Genomic DNA, 16,276 nt, shown 5'->3' on the forward strand with positions numbered 1-16,276 from the left:
TATTACAGAAGTACTTATATATTTGTAGCGTTATTAGTCCTGTGTAAACGTCCTATTATGTTCAGACTTATACCTATTGTTTGCCTGTTGGGGCTGATCCTTCATTCTTCCTGTAACAACAGCTCCCAACCCGATGCCGCTAAACAGAACAAGAGTATCAATATAGCGCCGATTGTACCGGATAGCGTGATGAAGCATCTAGATTTCATCAACGGACTGACGCAGTTGAAATTACCTTATCCGAATGCCTATGAGCTGAAGGAGATAAAAGACTATGCCCATTACCTGGGTACGGATACCTTTCAGCGGGTAACAGCCGGCCGTTTTGCTACCGTTAATGGATTCACTCCCGTTATCTATGCCTGCGAGGTGAACGATCATGAGAAAAGGACTTACCTGGTGGTGTATAATGACAACGGAGAACAGAAGTCCCGTTTGCAGATAGCGGCCAATGTAAGCAGGGAGCCAGGGCAGGAGGAGGAAGAAATTGTTGCAGTAAAGGATACTACTTCTACCGAGTTTACCAACCAGTGGTTCTATATAGGATTGGACTCTCTCATTGAGGTAAGGGCCCGTCATTCCACTTATGTGGAAGGCAGTCAGAAAGTAAATACTACTCTTCGTTTTTACAGGATAGGACGCAAAGGAACAATAAAGGAAGTACCAAAGGAGAAAGAATCTTTTGAGAAATATGCGGCCCGTTTCCCTGAAGAGCAGCTACCTGCCACGTTGGATACCGTCAGCACAAAAGAGCTAAAGGCTGTTTCGAGGCTGACCCCTTACTATGATTTTAAGGAGGAAAGTCCTGACCCTTTGTATGCCCTGGGCAGACTGGAAATACCGGGAAGGGCAACGGCCCTGTTATATGCCCGGGATACCATTTACCTGGATGAGGGATTAACTTATCCTGAGGTAAAACTGATCACCTACAAAAAGGGAAAAGCGGTAGATAGGATCGTGGTGTATGGTGGTAGTCTGGGAGAACATTCAGAGACTATTTACAGGAAATGTATGGTGGACAAAGACGCCAGCATCAACCTGCAGGAAGAAGACAGAAGGGAACTGGATAGCAGTTTCCGTTTCAGGACGGTGTACAATATGCAATATGAGGTGCTGCCCAGCGGCAAGATCATCGGCCGGCAGGCCACATCTATTGTACATAGTTCAAAGCTGTACAATGAAAAGGCGCTTATCAAATATTTCAAAGGCAAGCGGGGGAATCATCAATATGCCTCACTGTTCCAGATCCGGGCCAAAGACAATATTCTTGTAGGATTGCACTCCTTTAACAAGGCTGGGGAAAACTTCCTGGAGTTTTTAACTGTGAACAAGGACAATAAGATCATTGACAGGTATACCGTGTATAATAATCTGAAGAAACTGAAGCTGGCAGACGTAAAAGCAAAACAGATGGAGAAGAGGGAAGACGATTATAACGAAAGACGCGGAAGGCTTACCTGCGATGCAATTATCAAACTGACAGGCAAGGAACTGCACATTACACCGGCGGGGAAATTTGTGAAATAGTTTTCACTATTTTCGCCGGGCCATGATACATGTTTCAGACTTTAATGACCTTGAATACCTTTCTATACATAAGGTAGGAAATGCCTCACAGGAAGAACCGCTGATTTGCTCTCAGAACCCGCTGGAATTGCAGGATGAAACAATCAGCCAGCTGTTGCTGACGTACTTTATACAACCGTTTACCAACAGCGCAGAGTACTTCCGTTTTTATCATGAGGCTGATTTGCAATTAAATGAGATATTTCAATATTGCCGCCGTATCTTTGAAAACAGGGACAATTTTCACGAGCAATCAGTAAATATTGCCAGGCATCTGTACAAGCACTCCACTCATCCAAAGATTAAGGGTGGAGAATTATATATTGCCTACTTTAGTAAGTGTCAGGTGGATGGAGAAGACGTCGAAGCAATTGGCATCTTTAAATCCGAGAACAGAGATACGTATCTCAAAGTATTCCTTTCAAATGACAACTATGAGGTGAACTACGAAGATGGGATCAATATCAATAAACTTGATAAAGGTTGCCTGGTGTTTAACACCGAAGAAGAGAATGGGTACAAAGTCAGCATAATAGACAGCATCAGCAAACAGAATGAAGCAGTTTACTGGAAAGATGCTTTCCTACAGGTACAACGCCGTGAGGATAGTTATCACCAGACAGAACTGGCAGTGAACATGTGTAAGAAGTTTATCCACGATAAGCTGCCTGGCGAGTATGAAATAAGCCGTGTAGATCAGGTGGATCTTCTTAACAAATCAGCAACCTATTTTAAGGAAAAAGAGCAGTTCCAGCTGGATGATTTTGCGCAGGAAGTATTGGGCCACCCCGATGCAATTGCGTCATTCAAGGAATATAAAGAGCAATTTCAGCAGGAGTTTCAGCAAGAGTTCCCCGATGAGTTTGATATTTCATCTCCTGCAGTAAAAAAACAGCAAAAGGTTTTCAAGAGCATACTGAAGCTGGACAAGAACTTTCACATATATATACATGGTAACAGGGAAATGATCGAGCGTGGATTTGATGAGAGTACCAATCTGTATTACTACAAACTATTGTTTGAAAACGAAACTTAAATTCTTTTTTTCATAAGCAAAAACCAATTGTTAAACAAAGGCTGTTCTTTCGGGCGGCCTTTTAGTATACCCAATCCGGGAACGTTCCCATCTGTAAAGCATACGCAGGTATGCCATTGTCCGGCATTGCTACGATTGGTTGCTCCCTTGAGGATACAGTGAAACCGCTATTATAAGGCTTTAAATAAGGAAGGCGCATCAGTAACATGATGCGCCTTCTTAATAGTATTCAATTGTTATTTATTTCTGTTTTTCGCGAGGTTTCGGTGGCCTGTTATGTCCTCCGCCTCCCTGTTGTTTAGGTCCGTTAGGATTATTCTTATCCTGCTGCGGCTTAGGCCCGTTAGGTTGATTGCCCTGTTGCGGTTTCTGCTGCGGCTTTTGTTGCTGCGGGCGTTGTTCCTGTTTTGGCTTTTGCTGCTGCTGTGGACGGTTTTCCTGTTGTTTAGGACCGTTAGGATGCTGTTTCTCCTGTTGCTTAGGTCCGCCAGGTTGGTTCTGCTGCTGTTTTTGCTGCTGTGGAGGACGGTTCTGGTTATCGCCTTTACCTTCCTGTTTTTTGCCACCCTGCTGCTGTTGCTGCGGTTGTTCCTGCTTCTGTTTATGTTTCTGTTTTTCCTTGTCTTTATGTTTACGTTTCTGGGAAGCTTTTTCCAGCGTACGTAAGCTGATCTGTCCTACAACATCTGCGAAGCCAAGGTCTGCTTCTTTCGGTTTAACTGTCACCACTTCTACAGGCTTCAGGTCTTCCGGCCTGATGTTCTGTTTATTCAGCTGGCGTATTTCTTTCACACGGGCAATAGTAAGCGGATATTGCTTATTACTGTCGCCGTAGGCGTACCACATCAGATTTTTGAAGATATCTCTTTTCTGAAGGGTCGCAACGCCATTAACAGTTTCGATGCTGTCTGCATCTTCAGGGAATTCCTTCAGTGCATCCAGGTAAGTGTCAAGTTCATAGTTCAGGCAGCATTTCAGACGGCCGCACTGGCCGGAAAGTTTTGCCTGGTTAATAGACAGGTTCTGATATCTGGCAGCGGTGGTATTTACGCTCTTGAAGTCAGTCAACCAGGTAGAGCAGCACAGTTCTCTTCCGCAACTGCCTATACCGCCTACTTTTCCGGCTTCCTGGCGGGCGCCTATCTGACGCATTTCCACCTTTACACGGAATTCACCGGCGTATAGTTTGATCAGTTCACGGAAATCCACCCTGTCATCTGCTGTATAGAAGAAAGTAGCCTTACGGCCGTCGGCCTGGATCTCCACTTCTGCGAGTTTCATTTCCAGACCTATGCTGCGGGCAATTGCCCTGGCTCTGATGAGGGCATCCTTTTCGCGGGCCTTGTTATCGTTCATCCGCGAAAGATCTTCATTTGTAGCGCGACGAAGTACCTTCTTTACTTCCGGGGTATCTTCGATACGCTTTTTCTTCATCTGTAATTTAACCAGTTCGCCTGTAAGGCTGATCTGTCCGATGTCGAAACCACTGACGCCTTCTACAGTTACCATTTCTCCTTTATCGAGCAACTGTTTGGTGGTGTTACGGAAAAAATCCTTCCTGCTACCGTTGTTGAAGCTAACCTCTATAATATCAAATGGTGCTAAGCTGTCACTTAAGGGAATATTGGCCAGCCAGTCAAATACATTCAGCCTGTTACAGCCTCCACTACTGCATCCTCCATTGCTTTTGCATCCTGACGGCTTCCCCTCTGCACCTGTACCACATCCGGCACAAGCCATATTAATCGATTTAAATTATTAAATGAATATACATCCGGGCATTGGACCGGATGCTTTAATATATATAATTCCTCCTTATTACATAAGGGTCGGAATTAACAAAGATAACGGAAAATGCCCTTAATATGTCATACCGCCGGAATCGGCCTTCTTTTAAAGATATACTGCAGCTTTACAGAAAGTGCGTGAAACAACAATTTGGCGTTCGCATTGCGCTCTATATAATAACAGGCATTGTCCAGTTCCTGCATAATTAACTCCATTTGCTGAAGATCTGCCAGCTTTTGCAGTTTCCCTGCAAAGTCTGTTTCCTCATCGGAAAAGGCCAGCTGACTTCTGTCTATATATTTCAGCCGCAAAGTATGTTCCAACAGGTTGATAAAATAGCGTAGGAACTGTTTCTGGTTCTCGCGTCCCATTTTGGTACTGGCGATGCCTTCTATCCATCCCTGAAGGGCTACCCGGTTGCCAGTGAAAATATAGTTGAGCCAGTTGCGCAGCAGGTCGTGGTAATCATCATCCGATTGCTGGAGCAATTGCAACGCCTCCCGGTAATTGCCGGCAGCGATCGTTGCGGCCTGTCTCGCCTTAGGAGCTGGTATCTGCGCCCGTTTCATGAGTGCATCTATCATCACCTCTTTCGGCAGTGGATTGACTTTGATCAGATGTGTGCGGGAAAGAATAGTAGCCAGGATCTGCTCCTGGTTTTCTGCCACCAGCAGGAAAATGGTATTGTCCGGTGGTTCCTCTATCAGCTTTAGCAGCCTGTTTCCCTCATTGCCCAGGTATTCGGGCATCCACATCAATAGTATCTTATAGGTACTCTCAAAGCTTTTCAGACTCAGCTTGCGGATGATATCCTGGCATTCTGTAGCGGTAATATTCCCCTGTTTGTTCTCTGCCCCGATAAACTGTAACCAGTCATATGCATTACCATAAGGCTGGGCATCGATAAATTCCCGCCACTCGGCTGCATAATCGGAACTTACCGGCTTATCGCCCGGTTTACGGGGGATGACCGGATAAGAGAAATGTATGTCAGGATGAATGTATTTACCTGCTTTCATGCAGGCGCCACATTTGCCACAGGCGCCATCTGACTGTTTATCTTCGCAAACCAGGTATTGCGCAAACGCAAGTGCTATCGGAAGTCCGCCGGCTCCTTCAGGCGCCAGTATGATATTGGCGTGACTGAGACGGTTTTGTTCCGTGGACTTAATTAATTGTTGTCGTATATCTTCCTGACCTATGACATTCGAAAAAAGCATGAACGCAAATTAGTATTTCTTTTCTATCGCGGCCGTTACTTCAGGGGAAAGCGGTTGAGTTTTAGGTGAGAATACGGCTACGAGGTTACCTTTTTCATCCAGCAGATACTTCTGGAAATTCCACTGTACTTCTGATGGTTCGAGGTGTTTGGCTTTACTTTCAGCCAGCAGCCATTTGTAGATCGGGTGGATGTCATCGCCTTTTACAGAGATCTTGGCAGCCATCGGGAAGGTAACTGCATATTTCTTGGTGCAGAACTCGTGAATCTCAGCGTTGGTACCAGGTTCCTGTGAGCCGAAATTGTTGGCAGGGAAACCGATGATCACCAGGTTCTTTTCGTATTTCTTATATAATTTTTCCAGTTCAGCGTACTGAGGGGTGTTTCCACACATAGATGCGGTGTTTACGATCAGGATCTTCTTTCCTTTGTAATCAGCAAAGTTGATCTTGCCTCCATCAACGCCATCTACTTTAAAGTCATATATAGCTCCGCTCTTCATGAATAATAGTATTGAAATCAACAGTGTCTTCAGTGTCATATAATTAAAATTGAGAGTGATTGTAAAAATTGTAAGCAAATAAAATTAAGTAAAATATTGTATATAAGGTGTTAATGATAAGCGGATGGCTTGCTATTTTAATGGTGAGCAAAGGCCAGTGTACAAATGCTTACAGTGGCTCCGGCATTGATTAACAGGTTGCTGCATGCTTCAAGGGTAGCGCCGGTGGTAAGCACATCATCGACGAGCAGGATATGCTGATCTTTTAACTGGGCTGCAGGTTGGATGGAAAAGACGCCGGATACATTCTGCCAGCGGAGCAGGCGACCTTTATTGGTCTGTGAGGGAGAATAGTTGCTTCTGAAAAGTATTTTCTCTGTAACCGGTTTTCCCGTTATGTTGCCAATACCATTTGCAAGGAGCATTGCCTGGTTATATCCCCGCTGTTGTAATTTGGTAGGATGTATGGGAACCGGCATAACACTGTTTATTTCGTATAGCCACCTGCTTTGCAAAAGGATATTTCCCATCTGCTGACCTAAATGAGTAGCAATGTCCTCCCGCTGCCTGTATTTGAACTCGTAAATGAGCTGTTGTAATAAAGATGATTTCCGGTAATAGTAAGCTGCCATGGCATGCCGGATATTCACCCTTCCCCAGAAGATCTTTTCTACCGGGTTATGCTGCTGGTGTTGATAACCGGTGAGCGGCAACCGGCACAGGCAACGAAGACAAAGGACTTGTTCCGTACGGGTAAGATCTGTACCACATCCATCACAGGTATGCGGATAGAAGAGATCCAGCAGGGAGGATAACAGGTTTTTCATTTTCAGATATAGATGCTTGATCTACTGAAAATAATGAAAACCTGTTAAACGTAAAATTAGAAGAGACTTCTGTAGACTTCATCTACTCTGCCTACAGGCACTACTTCAATATTGAATTTGCTGACATCTGTTCCTTTTTTATTGTAGCGACTGATGAAGATCTTCTCAAATCCCAGTTTTTCTGCTTCTGCAATACGTTGTTCTATCCGGTTCACTGCACGGATCTCTCCGCTGAGGCCTACTTCTCCTGCAAAACAGATCTTGCTGCTGATAGCTGCATCTTCATAGGAAGACAGCAACGCACATAACACTGCCAGGTCAATTGAAGGATCTTCTACACGAATACCACCGGCGATGTTCAGGAAGACGTCTTTGACACCAAAGTGGAAACCACCTCGTTTTTCCAGTACAGCCAGCAGTAGTTGTAATCTGCGCAGATCAAAGCCGGTAACAGTACGTTGCGGAGTGCCGTATACAGACTGGGTGACCAGCGCCTGTACTTCTACCAGCATAGGACGCATGCCTTCCATAGTAGCAGCAATAGCCACACCACTCAGCTGATCTTCCCGTTGCGATATCAGGATCTCTGAAGGATTGGTAACCTGTCTTAATCCTGCGCCGGTCATCTCATAAATGCCCAGTTCTGCTGTTGATCCGAAGCGGTTTTTGATAGTGCGGAGTATGCGGTAGGCATAATGCTGATCACCTTCAAACTGCAGCACGGTGTCCACCATATGCTCCAGTATCTTCGGACCGGCAATAGCGCCATCTTTGGTGATATGACCAATAAGGAAGACAGGTGTATGGCTTTCTTTAGCAAAACGTTGCATTTCAGCCGTTGTTTCCCTGATCTGGGATACGCTGCCGGGAGCAGACTCGATGAAAGGCGATTGTAAGGTTTGAATAGAGTCAACAATAACGAGTTGCGGACGTAGCTTTTTTATTTCCTGGAAGATGGTTTGTGTAGATGTTTCAGTCAGCAGATAGAACAGGTCATTCTTCACCTGTAATCTGTCTGCTCTCATTTTTATCTGTTGTGCACTTTCCTCACCACTGATGTACAATGTAGTGATGTCTTTGAGTTGCAATGCATTCTGCAGGAACAGTGTGCTTTTACCGATACCAGGTTCACCACCTACAAGTACTAAGGAGCCGGGTACTATACCGCCGCCCAATACACGGTTCAGTTCTGCGTCGGGCGTGAGCAGGCGTTCTTCCTCTATTCCGCTCACTTCCGAAAGGTTCACGATGTTATCTGATCTGCCGTTTTCTTTTTCAGGTTGCCAGTTGGTATTACGTAAAGGAATATCTTTTTGTACTTTCTCTTCAACGAATGTATTCCATTGACCACAACTAGGACATTTACCAGTCCATTTAGCTGATTCGTATCCACAATTCTGACAGAAGAACGCAGTTTTAATTTTCATGCGGCAAATTTAAAACGGAAATCATCGGCTCCGTAAAAAAGAAAAAATAAACGTTGAAGTGATGATGAAAAAATGAGAGAAAAGGGTGTAACGATATTAAAATTGACTTAAAAAAGGGGCGGTAGAAAATCGGGTAAAAAAGAAAAGAGCCAACAGAAATTTCTGCTGACTCTTTCTACTTACTAACCCATTAAATTCACGTCTAAATTACTAAATGACTACAGAATAAAAAAGTTTATTTAATTGATGTGAATAACTTTTGATGACTTTTCATAATGTGACAGATCTGCCACCATAGCACGTTTCAGCGGTTAAAGGCATTCAATTATACTTTCATTGAAAGAGCGTAAAGGGTTGATAAATAGGAATGATGCCGCCTTAAATTATATATGAAATCGGCGTCATAAAAGCATAAAATATATCTGTCATAACGTCGGGATTGACGTTTTAAAATTCTGTAAGGTGCCATATTGACAGTGTTAAATTTCCTAATTGGCAGTAAAAAGGGAGGTAGACCGGACCAATTCTTAAGGAAATCCTAAAACACCCGGGAAGGCATGGTTTGGACGGCAATTTGATCATGCTTACCAGTAATTTTGTATTGAATCCAAACTTCATTTATGACACCTGGTATTATGTTTACGTCGCTGATCTTTATCGGGATCAGCATGTTGGTAAGCTGGCGATTGAAAAGCAAAATGAGGCAATATGGGAATGTACCAACCTCTTCCGGGCTTACCGGGAAACAGATCGCAGAAAAGATGTTGAAAGACAATGGGATATATGATGTACAGGTAGTTTCTGTAGATGGCTTTTTGTCTGACCATTATGATCCGACCAATAAAACTGTCAATCTTAGCCCTGATGTTTATTCAGGGGCTAATGTAATGGCTGCCGCCGTGGCTGCGCACGAGTGTGGGCACGCGGTACAGCATCAGCGGGCTTATCCCTGGTTAGGGATGCGTTCTAAACTGGTACCGGCGGTACAGTTCAGTTCCAGTCTTGTACAGTGGGTGTTGCTGGGCGGTATATTATTGATCAATGTCTTCCCAGCCTTACTACTGGGAGGTATTATCCTGTTTGGCGTGACCACACTTTTCTCCCTGATAACGCTGCCAGTCGAGTTTGACGCTTCCAAAAGGGCGCTGGCCTGGCTGGATAATACGAGCCTGCTGCGCCGGGAAGAGCATGATATGGCGAAAGATGCCTTGTGGTGGGCGGCGATGACCTATGTAGTAGCAGCGATCGCATCTATAGTGACCCTGCTGCAATATATAATGATCTACGCAGGTGCGAGGAACAGGGATTAATATTATTAATCATCTGTTAATCAATATGCCAAAGGTTGGGAAGGAGGTCTTTCCCGGCCTTTTTTATGTGCGGGGCTTCTATTGAGATATAGTAGAGATTCGCTTGAGATTCGCTTATCCTCCCTTAATCCTCCCTTTAAAAGGGAAGATTAAGGGAGGATAAGCGAATCTCAAGCGAATCTCAAACGAACATGAACAATACAACTGTGGGCGTCCATATGACTCCCGGGGAATCATTTTGACCTTTCCGTCTACCCAAGGTTGCGCCCTGGGCTACAAACAACGCGACTTCTACCGGAGCCTATCGCCGCGGATGATAGCCGGAGCAGAGGAGAATGCCTATTTTTCTGTGCTTCTGTCTTATTATTAAATCGTAGTATGTATTAATGGCTGATCTGCAACGGAAAATTGGCGTCACTTAATTATTCACTGTCTATGTTAATAATTTCATGTCAAAATTATTATTGAAAATCAATATGTTACAAAGGTGCTATTCAAAAAACTTCTCTAAAAGTATGGTTTTATGAATTAAGTGGATTAGTTTTGCACTCCCAATTTGTTTGGGATAGTTATATCAGAACGTAAAAACTTTATTATATACTATAATGAATACTTTAAGCTTCAGGACTAAATCCGCCAATGACGCTACTGTAACGCGTGAATGGCACATCGTAGACGCTACCAACCTGACATTGGGTAGGATGAGCGCTAAGATTGCGGCAATCTTAAGAGGTAAGAACAAACCTTACTATACACCTCACACTGACTGTGGTGATTTCATTATTGTTATCAATGCTGAAAAAGTTCAGTTTACTGGTAATAAATGGAATGACAAGGAATATCTGACTTTCTCTGGTTATCCAGGTGGTCAGAAAGCAGAAGTTGCTAAAGACCTGGTTCGTCGCAGACCAGAGCTGATCATAGAAAGAGCTGTAAAAGGTATGCTGCCTAAGAACCGTCTGGGACGTGCCATGTACAAAAAACTGTTTGTATATGCAGGCGCTGAGCATCCACACGCTGCGCAGAAACCGAAAACATTAACTTTCTAATTTTTCTCTGATACATGGAAAAGCAAAAAAATACTATTGGTCGTCGTAAGGAAGCCGTAGCCCGTGTGTACATCAGCAAGGGTACTGGTAACGTTGTTGTGAACGACAAAGACTATAAAGAATACTTCTCGCTGATATACCTGCAGAACCAGGTAGAACTGCCGCTGAAGACTATCGACGCTACAGATAAATTTGATATAAAGGTAAATGCTGCCGGTGGTGGTATCAAGGGTCAGGCTGAAGCTATTAAGCTGGGTATTGCACGTGCACTTTGCGAAGTGAACATCGAATACCGTCCGGCACTGAAAGCAGCTGGTCTGCTGAAACGTGATCCAAGAGGCGTTGAACGTAAGAAACCAGGTAAAGCTAAAGCTAGAAGAAGCTTCCAGTTCTCTAAACGCTAATAGTGATGAATGCGTGGAGCTATATGTGATACGCAGATTATTAACATTGACCTTTTATAACAGAGTATAATAACATGGAAAATAATACCTCATTACAGCAGCAGTTACTGGAGGCGGGTGTACACTTCGGTCACCTGAAGAAAAAATGGAACCCGAAGATGCTGCCTTACATCTTCGCAGAAAAGAAAGGTATTCACATCATAGATCTGAATAAAACCGTTGAAGGTTTACAGGATGCAGCTGCAGCCCTGAAATCTATTGCAAAGAGTGGTAAAAAGATCATGTTCGTAGCCACTAAAAAACAGGCTAAAGAAATCGTAGCTGAAGCTGCAAAACGCGTTAACATGCCTTTCGTTACTGAAAGGTGGTTAGGTGGTATGCTGACCAACTTCGCTACTATCCGTAAGAGCGTTAAGAAGATGCAGAGCATCGAAAAGATGCTGGCTGATGGTACCCTTGATAGCATCACCAAGAAAGAGCGTCTGACCTTAACCCGCGATAAGGAAAAAATGGAGAAAGTTCTGGGTGGTATCGCTCAGCTGGCTCGTGTTCCTGCTGCGCTGTTCCTGGTTGACATCAGCCACGAACACATTGCACTGGCAGAAGCCCGTCGCCTGGGTATCTCTACCTTCGGTATGGTAGATACCAACTCCGATCCTACTAAAGTAGACTTCGCAGTTCCTGCAAATGATGATGCGACTAAATCTATCGCTATCATCACTAACTATATCGCAGCTGCAATCGCAGAAGGTCTGGCAGAAAGAGCAAATGAGAAAACTGACGATGTAGTTGAAGAAGAAGAAGCAGATACCCAGTCAATGAAATTTGAACTGGAAGGTGGTGATGATCGTGGTGAAAGAGGCCGTAAACCTGGTGGTGGTCGTGGTCCTGGTGGCCCGGGTGCTGGCGGTGGACGTGGTCCTGGTGGTGGTAACCGCGGTGGCGGTGGTGGCAACCGTCCTGGTGGCGGCGGCGGTAACCGTCCTGGCGGCGGTGGCGGCAATCGTCCTGGTGGCGGTGGTGGTAACCGTCCTGGCGGCGGTGGCGGCGGACAGCGTCGTCCTGCAGGTTCCGGCGGTCCTAGACCAGGCGGTGGCGGAAGATAATCTCCGTATACAGACATTATAAAATACAGCAATTGCGAATCGTGGACTTAGACCTCTTTGTTCCATGATTCGCAATTCAGCTAATAGTTGATAAAGAATAAATATTAATCTATATTAAACTCATTATAAGTTATGGCAGCAACAATTACAGCAGCTGATGTTAACAAACTGCGTCAACAAACCGGTGCAGGTATGATGGATTGCAGAAAAGCATTGGTAGAGAGCGACGGCGATTTCGAAAAAGCAGTAGATTACCTGCGTAAAAAAGGACAGAAAGTAGCAGCGCTGCGCTCTGACCGCGAAACCAAAGAAGGCGTTATCATCGCTAAAACTGCTGCAGACGGTAAGTCTGGTGTAGTAGTAGCGCTGGGCTGTGAAACTGACTTCGTTGCTAAAAACGAAGATTTCGTAAAATTTGCTCAGTCTATCGTTGACCTGGCCCTGAGCACAGGCGCTAACACCATCGAAGAACTGGGTGCAGCTTCCCTGGATGGTGCTACTGTAAATGATAAAGTGAACGATCAGGTAGCTAAGATCGGTGAAAAGATCACCCTGGCTAAATTTGAAAAGATCACCGCAGCTTCCGTAACTGCTTATATCCACGGTAACTACCGTATGGGTGTACTGGTTGGTTTCTCTGTGCCTGTTTCTGAAGAAGTAGGTAAAGATATCGCTATGCAGATCGCAGCGATGAACCCAATCGCAGTAGACGCTGATGGCGTATCTCCTGAACTGATTGCCCGTGAAAAAGCTATCGCTATCGAGCAGATCGCTGCAGAAGGCAAAACCGGAGATATGGCTGAAAAGATCGCTGTTGGTAAAGTGAATAAATTCTTCAAAGAAAATACCCTGTTACCTCAGGCTTTCGTAAAAGACAACAACAAATCTGTTGGCGATTACCTGAAATCTGTTAACGCAGATCTGAAAGTAACCGGATTCACAAGAATCGCTTTAGGGTAATTTTATTACCTGTTTAAAAGGAGAGAATCATCATTCTCTCCTTTTTTTTGTGCTTAATATCGGGAATGCAACGCGGGCCGGACATCATCTATACTTCCCCTTCCCCAACACCGGAAGTACGTGTTCCGCATTTTTTTATATATTCGGGCACTGTAAACCATTTACTAACTAACTTTCATATCATTTTTCTATAAGTCATGTTGCCAAAGTATAAGCGTATTTTACTCAAACTAAGCGGTGAATCCCTGATGGGAGAAGGTAATTATGGTATCGATCACAGAGTGATCACGCAGTATGCGTACGATATCAAAGCTGTGACCGACCTGGGGGTTCAGGTAGCCGTGGTAATTGGGGGGGGTAACATCTATCGTGGAATGAATGAGGCAGAAACCGGCATCGAAAGAGCCCAGGGCGATTATATGGGTATGCTGGCAACAGTGATCAACGGTATGGCCATGCAGAGCGGCCTGGAGAAAGTAGGGCTTTACACCCGTCTTCAGTCTGCCATCAAAATGGAACAGATCGCTGAACCGTACATCCGCCGCCGTGCCATCCGTCACCTGGAAAAAGGCCGTGTGGTGATATTTGGCGCCGGTACAGGTAATCCTTACTTCACCACAGATACCGCCGCTTCCCTGCGTGCTATAGAAATACAGGCAGATGTGATCCTGAAAGGTACCCGTGTAGATGGTATCTATACTGCAGATCCTGAGAAAGATCCAACTGCTACCCGTTTCGAAACTATCACTTTCTCTGAAGTATATCAGAAATCGCTCAACGTGATGGATATGACCGCATTCACCCTCTGCCAGGAGAATAAACTGCCTATCATCGTATTTGATATGAATAAGGGTGGTAACCTGCTGCAGGTGATAATGGGTAAGAATGTAGGTACGCTCGTAAAGGGTTAATCTAAGCTGATTTAATACCAGGGATCAGGAATTAAGAATAAGGAATAATGTCCCGTACATGATGCTTTATTCTTAATCCCTGATCCCTGTTTTTATTTTAGCAGGGACTTGATGTTCTTAAAGGGAACGAACAGGTTCACCTGGCCTAATGCATAAGGACCGATTTCGTAGGGTGTATAACTGAATCCGATACCCTTGTCCGTAACCAGGAAGTTATCGTTGGGAACAATCTCTTTAGTGAGTAGCATTGTTTCCAGTTTCTCCCCTTCCTCCAGTTTATAAATGCTCCTGAAGGACTTCTCCAGTTCTGGTATCAGCTCGGTTTTATAGTTGCCTTTCAGGAAATCTTCTGGCTTCAGGATCTTCTTTTTCTCCAGGTCCAGTACCTGGTAGTGTGCGCCATAGTTGCCATGTGCACCGCCGGTGAATTCATAGCTGAAATATTCGAGTACAAGCAGGGGATATTGGTTCCATACTATTTTGATATCGGCATCAGCCGCCCAGTTGGCGGTGGCAGGAATGCCATTTGTTGTATCCAGGTCCTTTTCGTTGACCTTATAGGTCACCAGGAAAGAGTCAATATCCCTGTGGATATATCTGTTTACGTTCATGCCGGATTTGCCATCTGTGATGCAGTTACGTACAAAGGTGGCAGTAGTCTCGTCATAGCCGGCAGCAGGCCATACAATGCTATTGGTTGCCTGGCCGGTGGGTGTATTGGGATTTCCGGGGAAGAGATCTACTGAGTCTGCAGCGTACAGTACATCGAGCGGAACGGCATTTTCAAAGCTCGGAGTAAGCGCAAAAGGATAAGAGGTACCCTTACCCCTCCATTTGCCGGTAAAGTGCCCCAGACTGTCCAGTTTGCCCGAAAACAGCCTTTCTTCATTCCTGTCGGTATTCTCATACAGGATCACTTTATCGCCTTCAGGGCTGCCCCATATCATAATAGGTTCCCCGATCTTGTCATAGGTGTAATATCCACGGAAGATCCAGATGCCTGATTTAACAAGATCCATGGTCACAGGCTCAGTTCCGATGGTGCCTTTCAGGTGGAGATAATAAAAAGCAGTTTTGGTAGGATCAGGGACCTTTGCGGTTTGCGTCTGCTGCTTTGTTTTCCTGCCACAGGAGACGAACACACAAGAAGCGATAACTAATAGTAATATGGTTCTCATGCGCTAAAATTACTAAATAAACTGACCACTGTCATATATCAATCTAGTGCTGCAACCGGTTACGTGCTGGGTTTATAAGTATCTTTGTGGCAGTTAAAATCAGGACCATGTTGAATAAAGAAGTAGCAGATCTACGTAAAGACTACCGGCTGGCCTCCCTCGATGAGGAAGATGTAGCAAAGGATCCCATAGCGCAATTTGGACGTTGGTGGAATGATGCAACCAGTGGACAGCTGAATGAACCTAATGCCATGACACTGGCAACCAGTACACCTGACGGGTATCCATCAGCACGTATTGTATTGCTGAAAAGTTTTGATGCGGATGGTTTTGTATTCTTTACAAATTATGAGAGCCGTAAGGGAATAGAGATGGCAGCTAACCCGAATGTATCATTGTTATTCTTCTGGCAGGAGCTGGAAAGGCAGGTGCGTATAGACGGAACTGTTAGCAAGGTAACTACTGATGTGAGTGATGAATATTATAACAGCAGGCCTCCCGGCAGCCGTATAGGTGCTATTGCTTCTCCGCAGAGCCGTGTGATACCACATCGTAGTTTCCTGGAAGAACAGGTGAGAATAGTGGCGGAGAAATATGTGTTGAAAGATCCTGTGCGTCCGGCATACTGGGGTGGTTATATAGTGAAGCCATCGAAAATGGAGTTCTGGCAGGGACGCAGCAACCGTTTACACGATAGAATATTATACACGATGGAAGGCAATGAGTGGAAGATAGAACGCCTGGCGCCTTGATGCGCGTAGTTAAGGGGATAAAGTTAGGAATTAGGAATTATCGTTTCGAGTGAATTCTTAATTCCTAATTCCTAGTTGCATTAAGCCTTTTTTTCAGCTTTAGCAGCAGCAGCTTTCTTTGGTTTAGCAGGTCTGGACTTGCCGAAAGAACCGTTAGAAATCTTGCCTTTTTTGGTTTTGATATCACCTCTACCCATTGTAAACAGTTTGATGTTTATTATTTGATTGTTTGTTAATCTGA

Annotated in this window: 16 protein-coding genes; 9 read left to right on the forward strand and 7 right to left on the reverse strand. The window is 44.6% G+C overall.

The annotated features are described in order from the left end of the window. Positions 1-57: 57 nt before the first annotated feature. Both CLV42_RS02055 and CLV42_RS02060 read left to right on the forward strand, forming a co-directional pair. On the forward strand, positions 58-1,527 hold the full coding sequence (locus CLV42_RS02055) for a hypothetical protein (protein ID WP_106600236.1): 1,470 nt from the start codon (positions 58-60) through the stop codon (positions 1,525-1,527). A 22-nt stretch (positions 1,528-1,549) separates the two neighbouring features. After that, entirely contained in the window at positions 1,550-2,602 is a 1,053-nt protein-coding gene (locus CLV42_RS02060; protein WP_106600237.1) for a nucleoid-associated protein, read from the forward strand. A gap of 240 nt (positions 2,603-2,842) precedes the next feature. On the opposite strand, the gene CLV42_RS02065 is transcribed toward CLV42_RS02060, so the two are convergent. From CLV42_RS02065 to radA, 5 genes are all read right to left on the reverse strand, one after another. Continuing rightward, entirely contained in the window at positions 2,843-4,342 is a 1,500-nt protein-coding gene (locus CLV42_RS02065) for a PSP1 domain-containing protein (RefSeq protein WP_106600238.1), read from the reverse strand. Positions 4,343-4,470: 128 nt separating this feature from the next. Next, positions 4,471-5,610: a DNA polymerase III subunit gene (locus tag CLV42_RS02070; protein WP_106600239.1), complete on the reverse strand. Its 1,140-nt coding sequence runs from the start codon at positions 5,608-5,610 to the stop codon at positions 4,471-4,473. Positions 5,611-5,619: 9 nt separating this feature from the next. Next, complete coding sequence (locus CLV42_RS02075) at positions 5,620-6,150, reverse strand: glutathione peroxidase (RefSeq protein WP_106600240.1); 531 nt, start codon at positions 6,148-6,150, stop codon at positions 5,620-5,622. Positions 6,151-6,248: 98 nt separating this feature from the next. Continuing rightward, positions 6,249-6,938, reverse strand: coding sequence for a ComF family protein (locus CLV42_RS02080; protein ID WP_106600241.1), 690 nt, complete (start codon positions 6,936-6,938; stop codon positions 6,249-6,251). Positions 6,939-6,994: 56 nt separating this feature from the next. Beyond that, positions 6,995-8,365: a DNA repair protein RadA gene (gene radA / locus CLV42_RS02085; RefSeq protein ID WP_106600242.1), complete on the reverse strand. Its 1,371-nt coding sequence runs from the start codon at positions 8,363-8,365 to the stop codon at positions 6,995-6,997. Positions 8,366-8,985: 620 nt separating this feature from the next. Between radA and CLV42_RS02090 the strand changes: the two genes are divergently transcribed. The 6 genes from CLV42_RS02090 (at position 8,986) to pyrH (ending at position 14,105) form a co-directional block, all read left to right on the forward strand. Further along, positions 8,986-9,675: a zinc metallopeptidase gene (locus CLV42_RS02090; protein ID WP_106600243.1), complete on the forward strand. Its 690-nt coding sequence runs from the start codon at positions 8,986-8,988 to the stop codon at positions 9,673-9,675. 605 nt (positions 9,676-10,280) lie between these two features. Further along, the gene (rplM, locus tag CLV42_RS02095; RefSeq protein WP_106600244.1) at positions 10,281-10,724 is read left to right on the forward strand and encodes a 50S ribosomal protein L13; all 444 of its coding nucleotides are present in this window, start codon (positions 10,281-10,283) and stop codon (positions 10,722-10,724) included. Between the two features lie 14 nt (positions 10,725-10,738). After that, entirely contained in the window at positions 10,739-11,128 is a 390-nt protein-coding gene (rpsI, locus tag CLV42_RS02100) for a 30S ribosomal protein S9 (RefSeq protein ID WP_106600245.1), read from the forward strand. Between the two features lie 74 nt (positions 11,129-11,202). Continuing rightward, on the forward strand, positions 11,203-12,234 hold the full coding sequence (gene rpsB, locus CLV42_RS02105) for a 30S ribosomal protein S2 (protein ID WP_106600246.1): 1,032 nt from the start codon (positions 11,203-11,205) through the stop codon (positions 12,232-12,234). A gap of 132 nt (positions 12,235-12,366) precedes the next feature. Continuing rightward, complete coding sequence (gene tsf, locus CLV42_RS02110) at positions 12,367-13,194, forward strand: translation elongation factor Ts (RefSeq protein WP_106600247.1); 828 nt, start codon at positions 12,367-12,369, stop codon at positions 13,192-13,194. Positions 13,195-13,391: 197 nt separating this feature from the next. Then, complete coding sequence (gene pyrH, locus CLV42_RS02115; RefSeq protein ID WP_089829756.1) at positions 13,392-14,105, forward strand: UMP kinase; 714 nt, start codon at positions 13,392-13,394, stop codon at positions 14,103-14,105. A gap of 92 nt (positions 14,106-14,197) precedes the next feature. On the opposite strand, the gene CLV42_RS02120 is transcribed toward pyrH, so the two are convergent. Next, the gene (locus CLV42_RS02120) at positions 14,198-15,283 is read right to left on the reverse strand and encodes a DUF3298 and DUF4163 domain-containing protein (RefSeq protein ID WP_106600248.1); all 1,086 of its coding nucleotides are present in this window, start codon (positions 15,281-15,283) and stop codon (positions 14,198-14,200) included. A gap of 107 nt (positions 15,284-15,390) precedes the next feature. Here CLV42_RS02120 and pdxH point away from each other — a divergent pair, with 107 nt between their 5' ends. Continuing rightward, positions 15,391-16,035: a pyridoxamine 5'-phosphate oxidase gene (gene pdxH, locus CLV42_RS02125; RefSeq protein WP_211303372.1), complete on the forward strand. Its 645-nt coding sequence runs from the start codon at positions 15,391-15,393 to the stop codon at positions 16,033-16,035. An 80-nt stretch (positions 16,036-16,115) separates the two neighbouring features. Here the strand turns inward: pdxH and CLV42_RS02130 are convergent, their stop codons facing one another. Further along, positions 16,116-16,232: a 30S ribosomal protein THX gene (locus CLV42_RS02130; protein ID WP_089829760.1), complete on the reverse strand. Its 117-nt coding sequence runs from the start codon at positions 16,230-16,232 to the stop codon at positions 16,116-16,118. Positions 16,233-16,276 lie beyond the last annotated feature (44 nt).

Origin of the sequence: Chitinophaga ginsengisoli (assembly GCF_003014595.1) — a bacterium.
GTDB classification, from domain to species: Bacteria; Bacteroidota; Bacteroidia; order Chitinophagales; family Chitinophagaceae; genus Chitinophaga; species Chitinophaga ginsengisoli.

Coding starts and splice junctions, on each gene's coding strand:
- CLV42_RS02055 (WP_106600236.1), top strand. CDS start 58: ATGTTCAGACTTATACCTATTGTTTGCCTGTTGGGGCTGATCCTTCAT.
- CLV42_RS02060 (WP_106600237.1), top strand. CDS start 1,550: ATGATACATGTTTCAGACTTTAATGACCTTGAATACCTTTCTATACAT.
- CLV42_RS02065 (WP_106600238.1), bottom strand. CDS start 4,342: ATGGCTTGTGCCGGATGTGGTACAGGTGCAGAGGGGAAGCCGTCAGGA.
- CLV42_RS02070 (WP_106600239.1), bottom strand. CDS start 5,610: ATGCTTTTTTCGAATGTCATAGGTCAGGAAGATATACGACAACAATTA.
- CLV42_RS02075 (WP_106600240.1), bottom strand. CDS start 6,150: ATGACACTGAAGACACTGTTGATTTCAATACTATTATTCATGAAGAGC.
- CLV42_RS02080 (WP_106600241.1), bottom strand. CDS start 6,938: ATGAAAAACCTGTTATCCTCCCTGCTGGATCTCTTCTATCCGCATACC.
- radA (WP_106600242.1), bottom strand. CDS start 8,365: ATGAAAATTAAAACTGCGTTCTTCTGTCAGAATTGTGGATACGAATCA.
- CLV42_RS02090 (WP_106600243.1), top strand. CDS start 8,986: ATGACACCTGGTATTATGTTTACGTCGCTGATCTTTATCGGGATCAGC.
- rplM (WP_106600244.1), top strand. CDS start 10,281: ATGAATACTTTAAGCTTCAGGACTAAATCCGCCAATGACGCTACTGTA.
- rpsI (WP_106600245.1), top strand. CDS start 10,739: ATGGAAAAGCAAAAAAATACTATTGGTCGTCGTAAGGAAGCCGTAGCC.
- rpsB (WP_106600246.1), top strand. CDS start 11,203: ATGGAAAATAATACCTCATTACAGCAGCAGTTACTGGAGGCGGGTGTA.
- tsf (WP_106600247.1), top strand. CDS start 12,367: ATGGCAGCAACAATTACAGCAGCTGATGTTAACAAACTGCGTCAACAA.
- pyrH (WP_089829756.1), top strand. CDS start 13,392: ATGTTGCCAAAGTATAAGCGTATTTTACTCAAACTAAGCGGTGAATCC.
- CLV42_RS02120 (WP_106600248.1), bottom strand. CDS start 15,283: ATGAGAACCATATTACTATTAGTTATCGCTTCTTGTGTGTTCGTCTCC.
- pdxH (WP_211303372.1), top strand. CDS start 15,391: ATGTTGAATAAAGAAGTAGCAGATCTACGTAAAGACTACCGGCTGGCC.
- CLV42_RS02130 (WP_089829760.1), bottom strand. CDS start 16,232: ATGGGTAGAGGTGATATCAAAACCAAAAAAGGCAAGATTTCTAACGGT.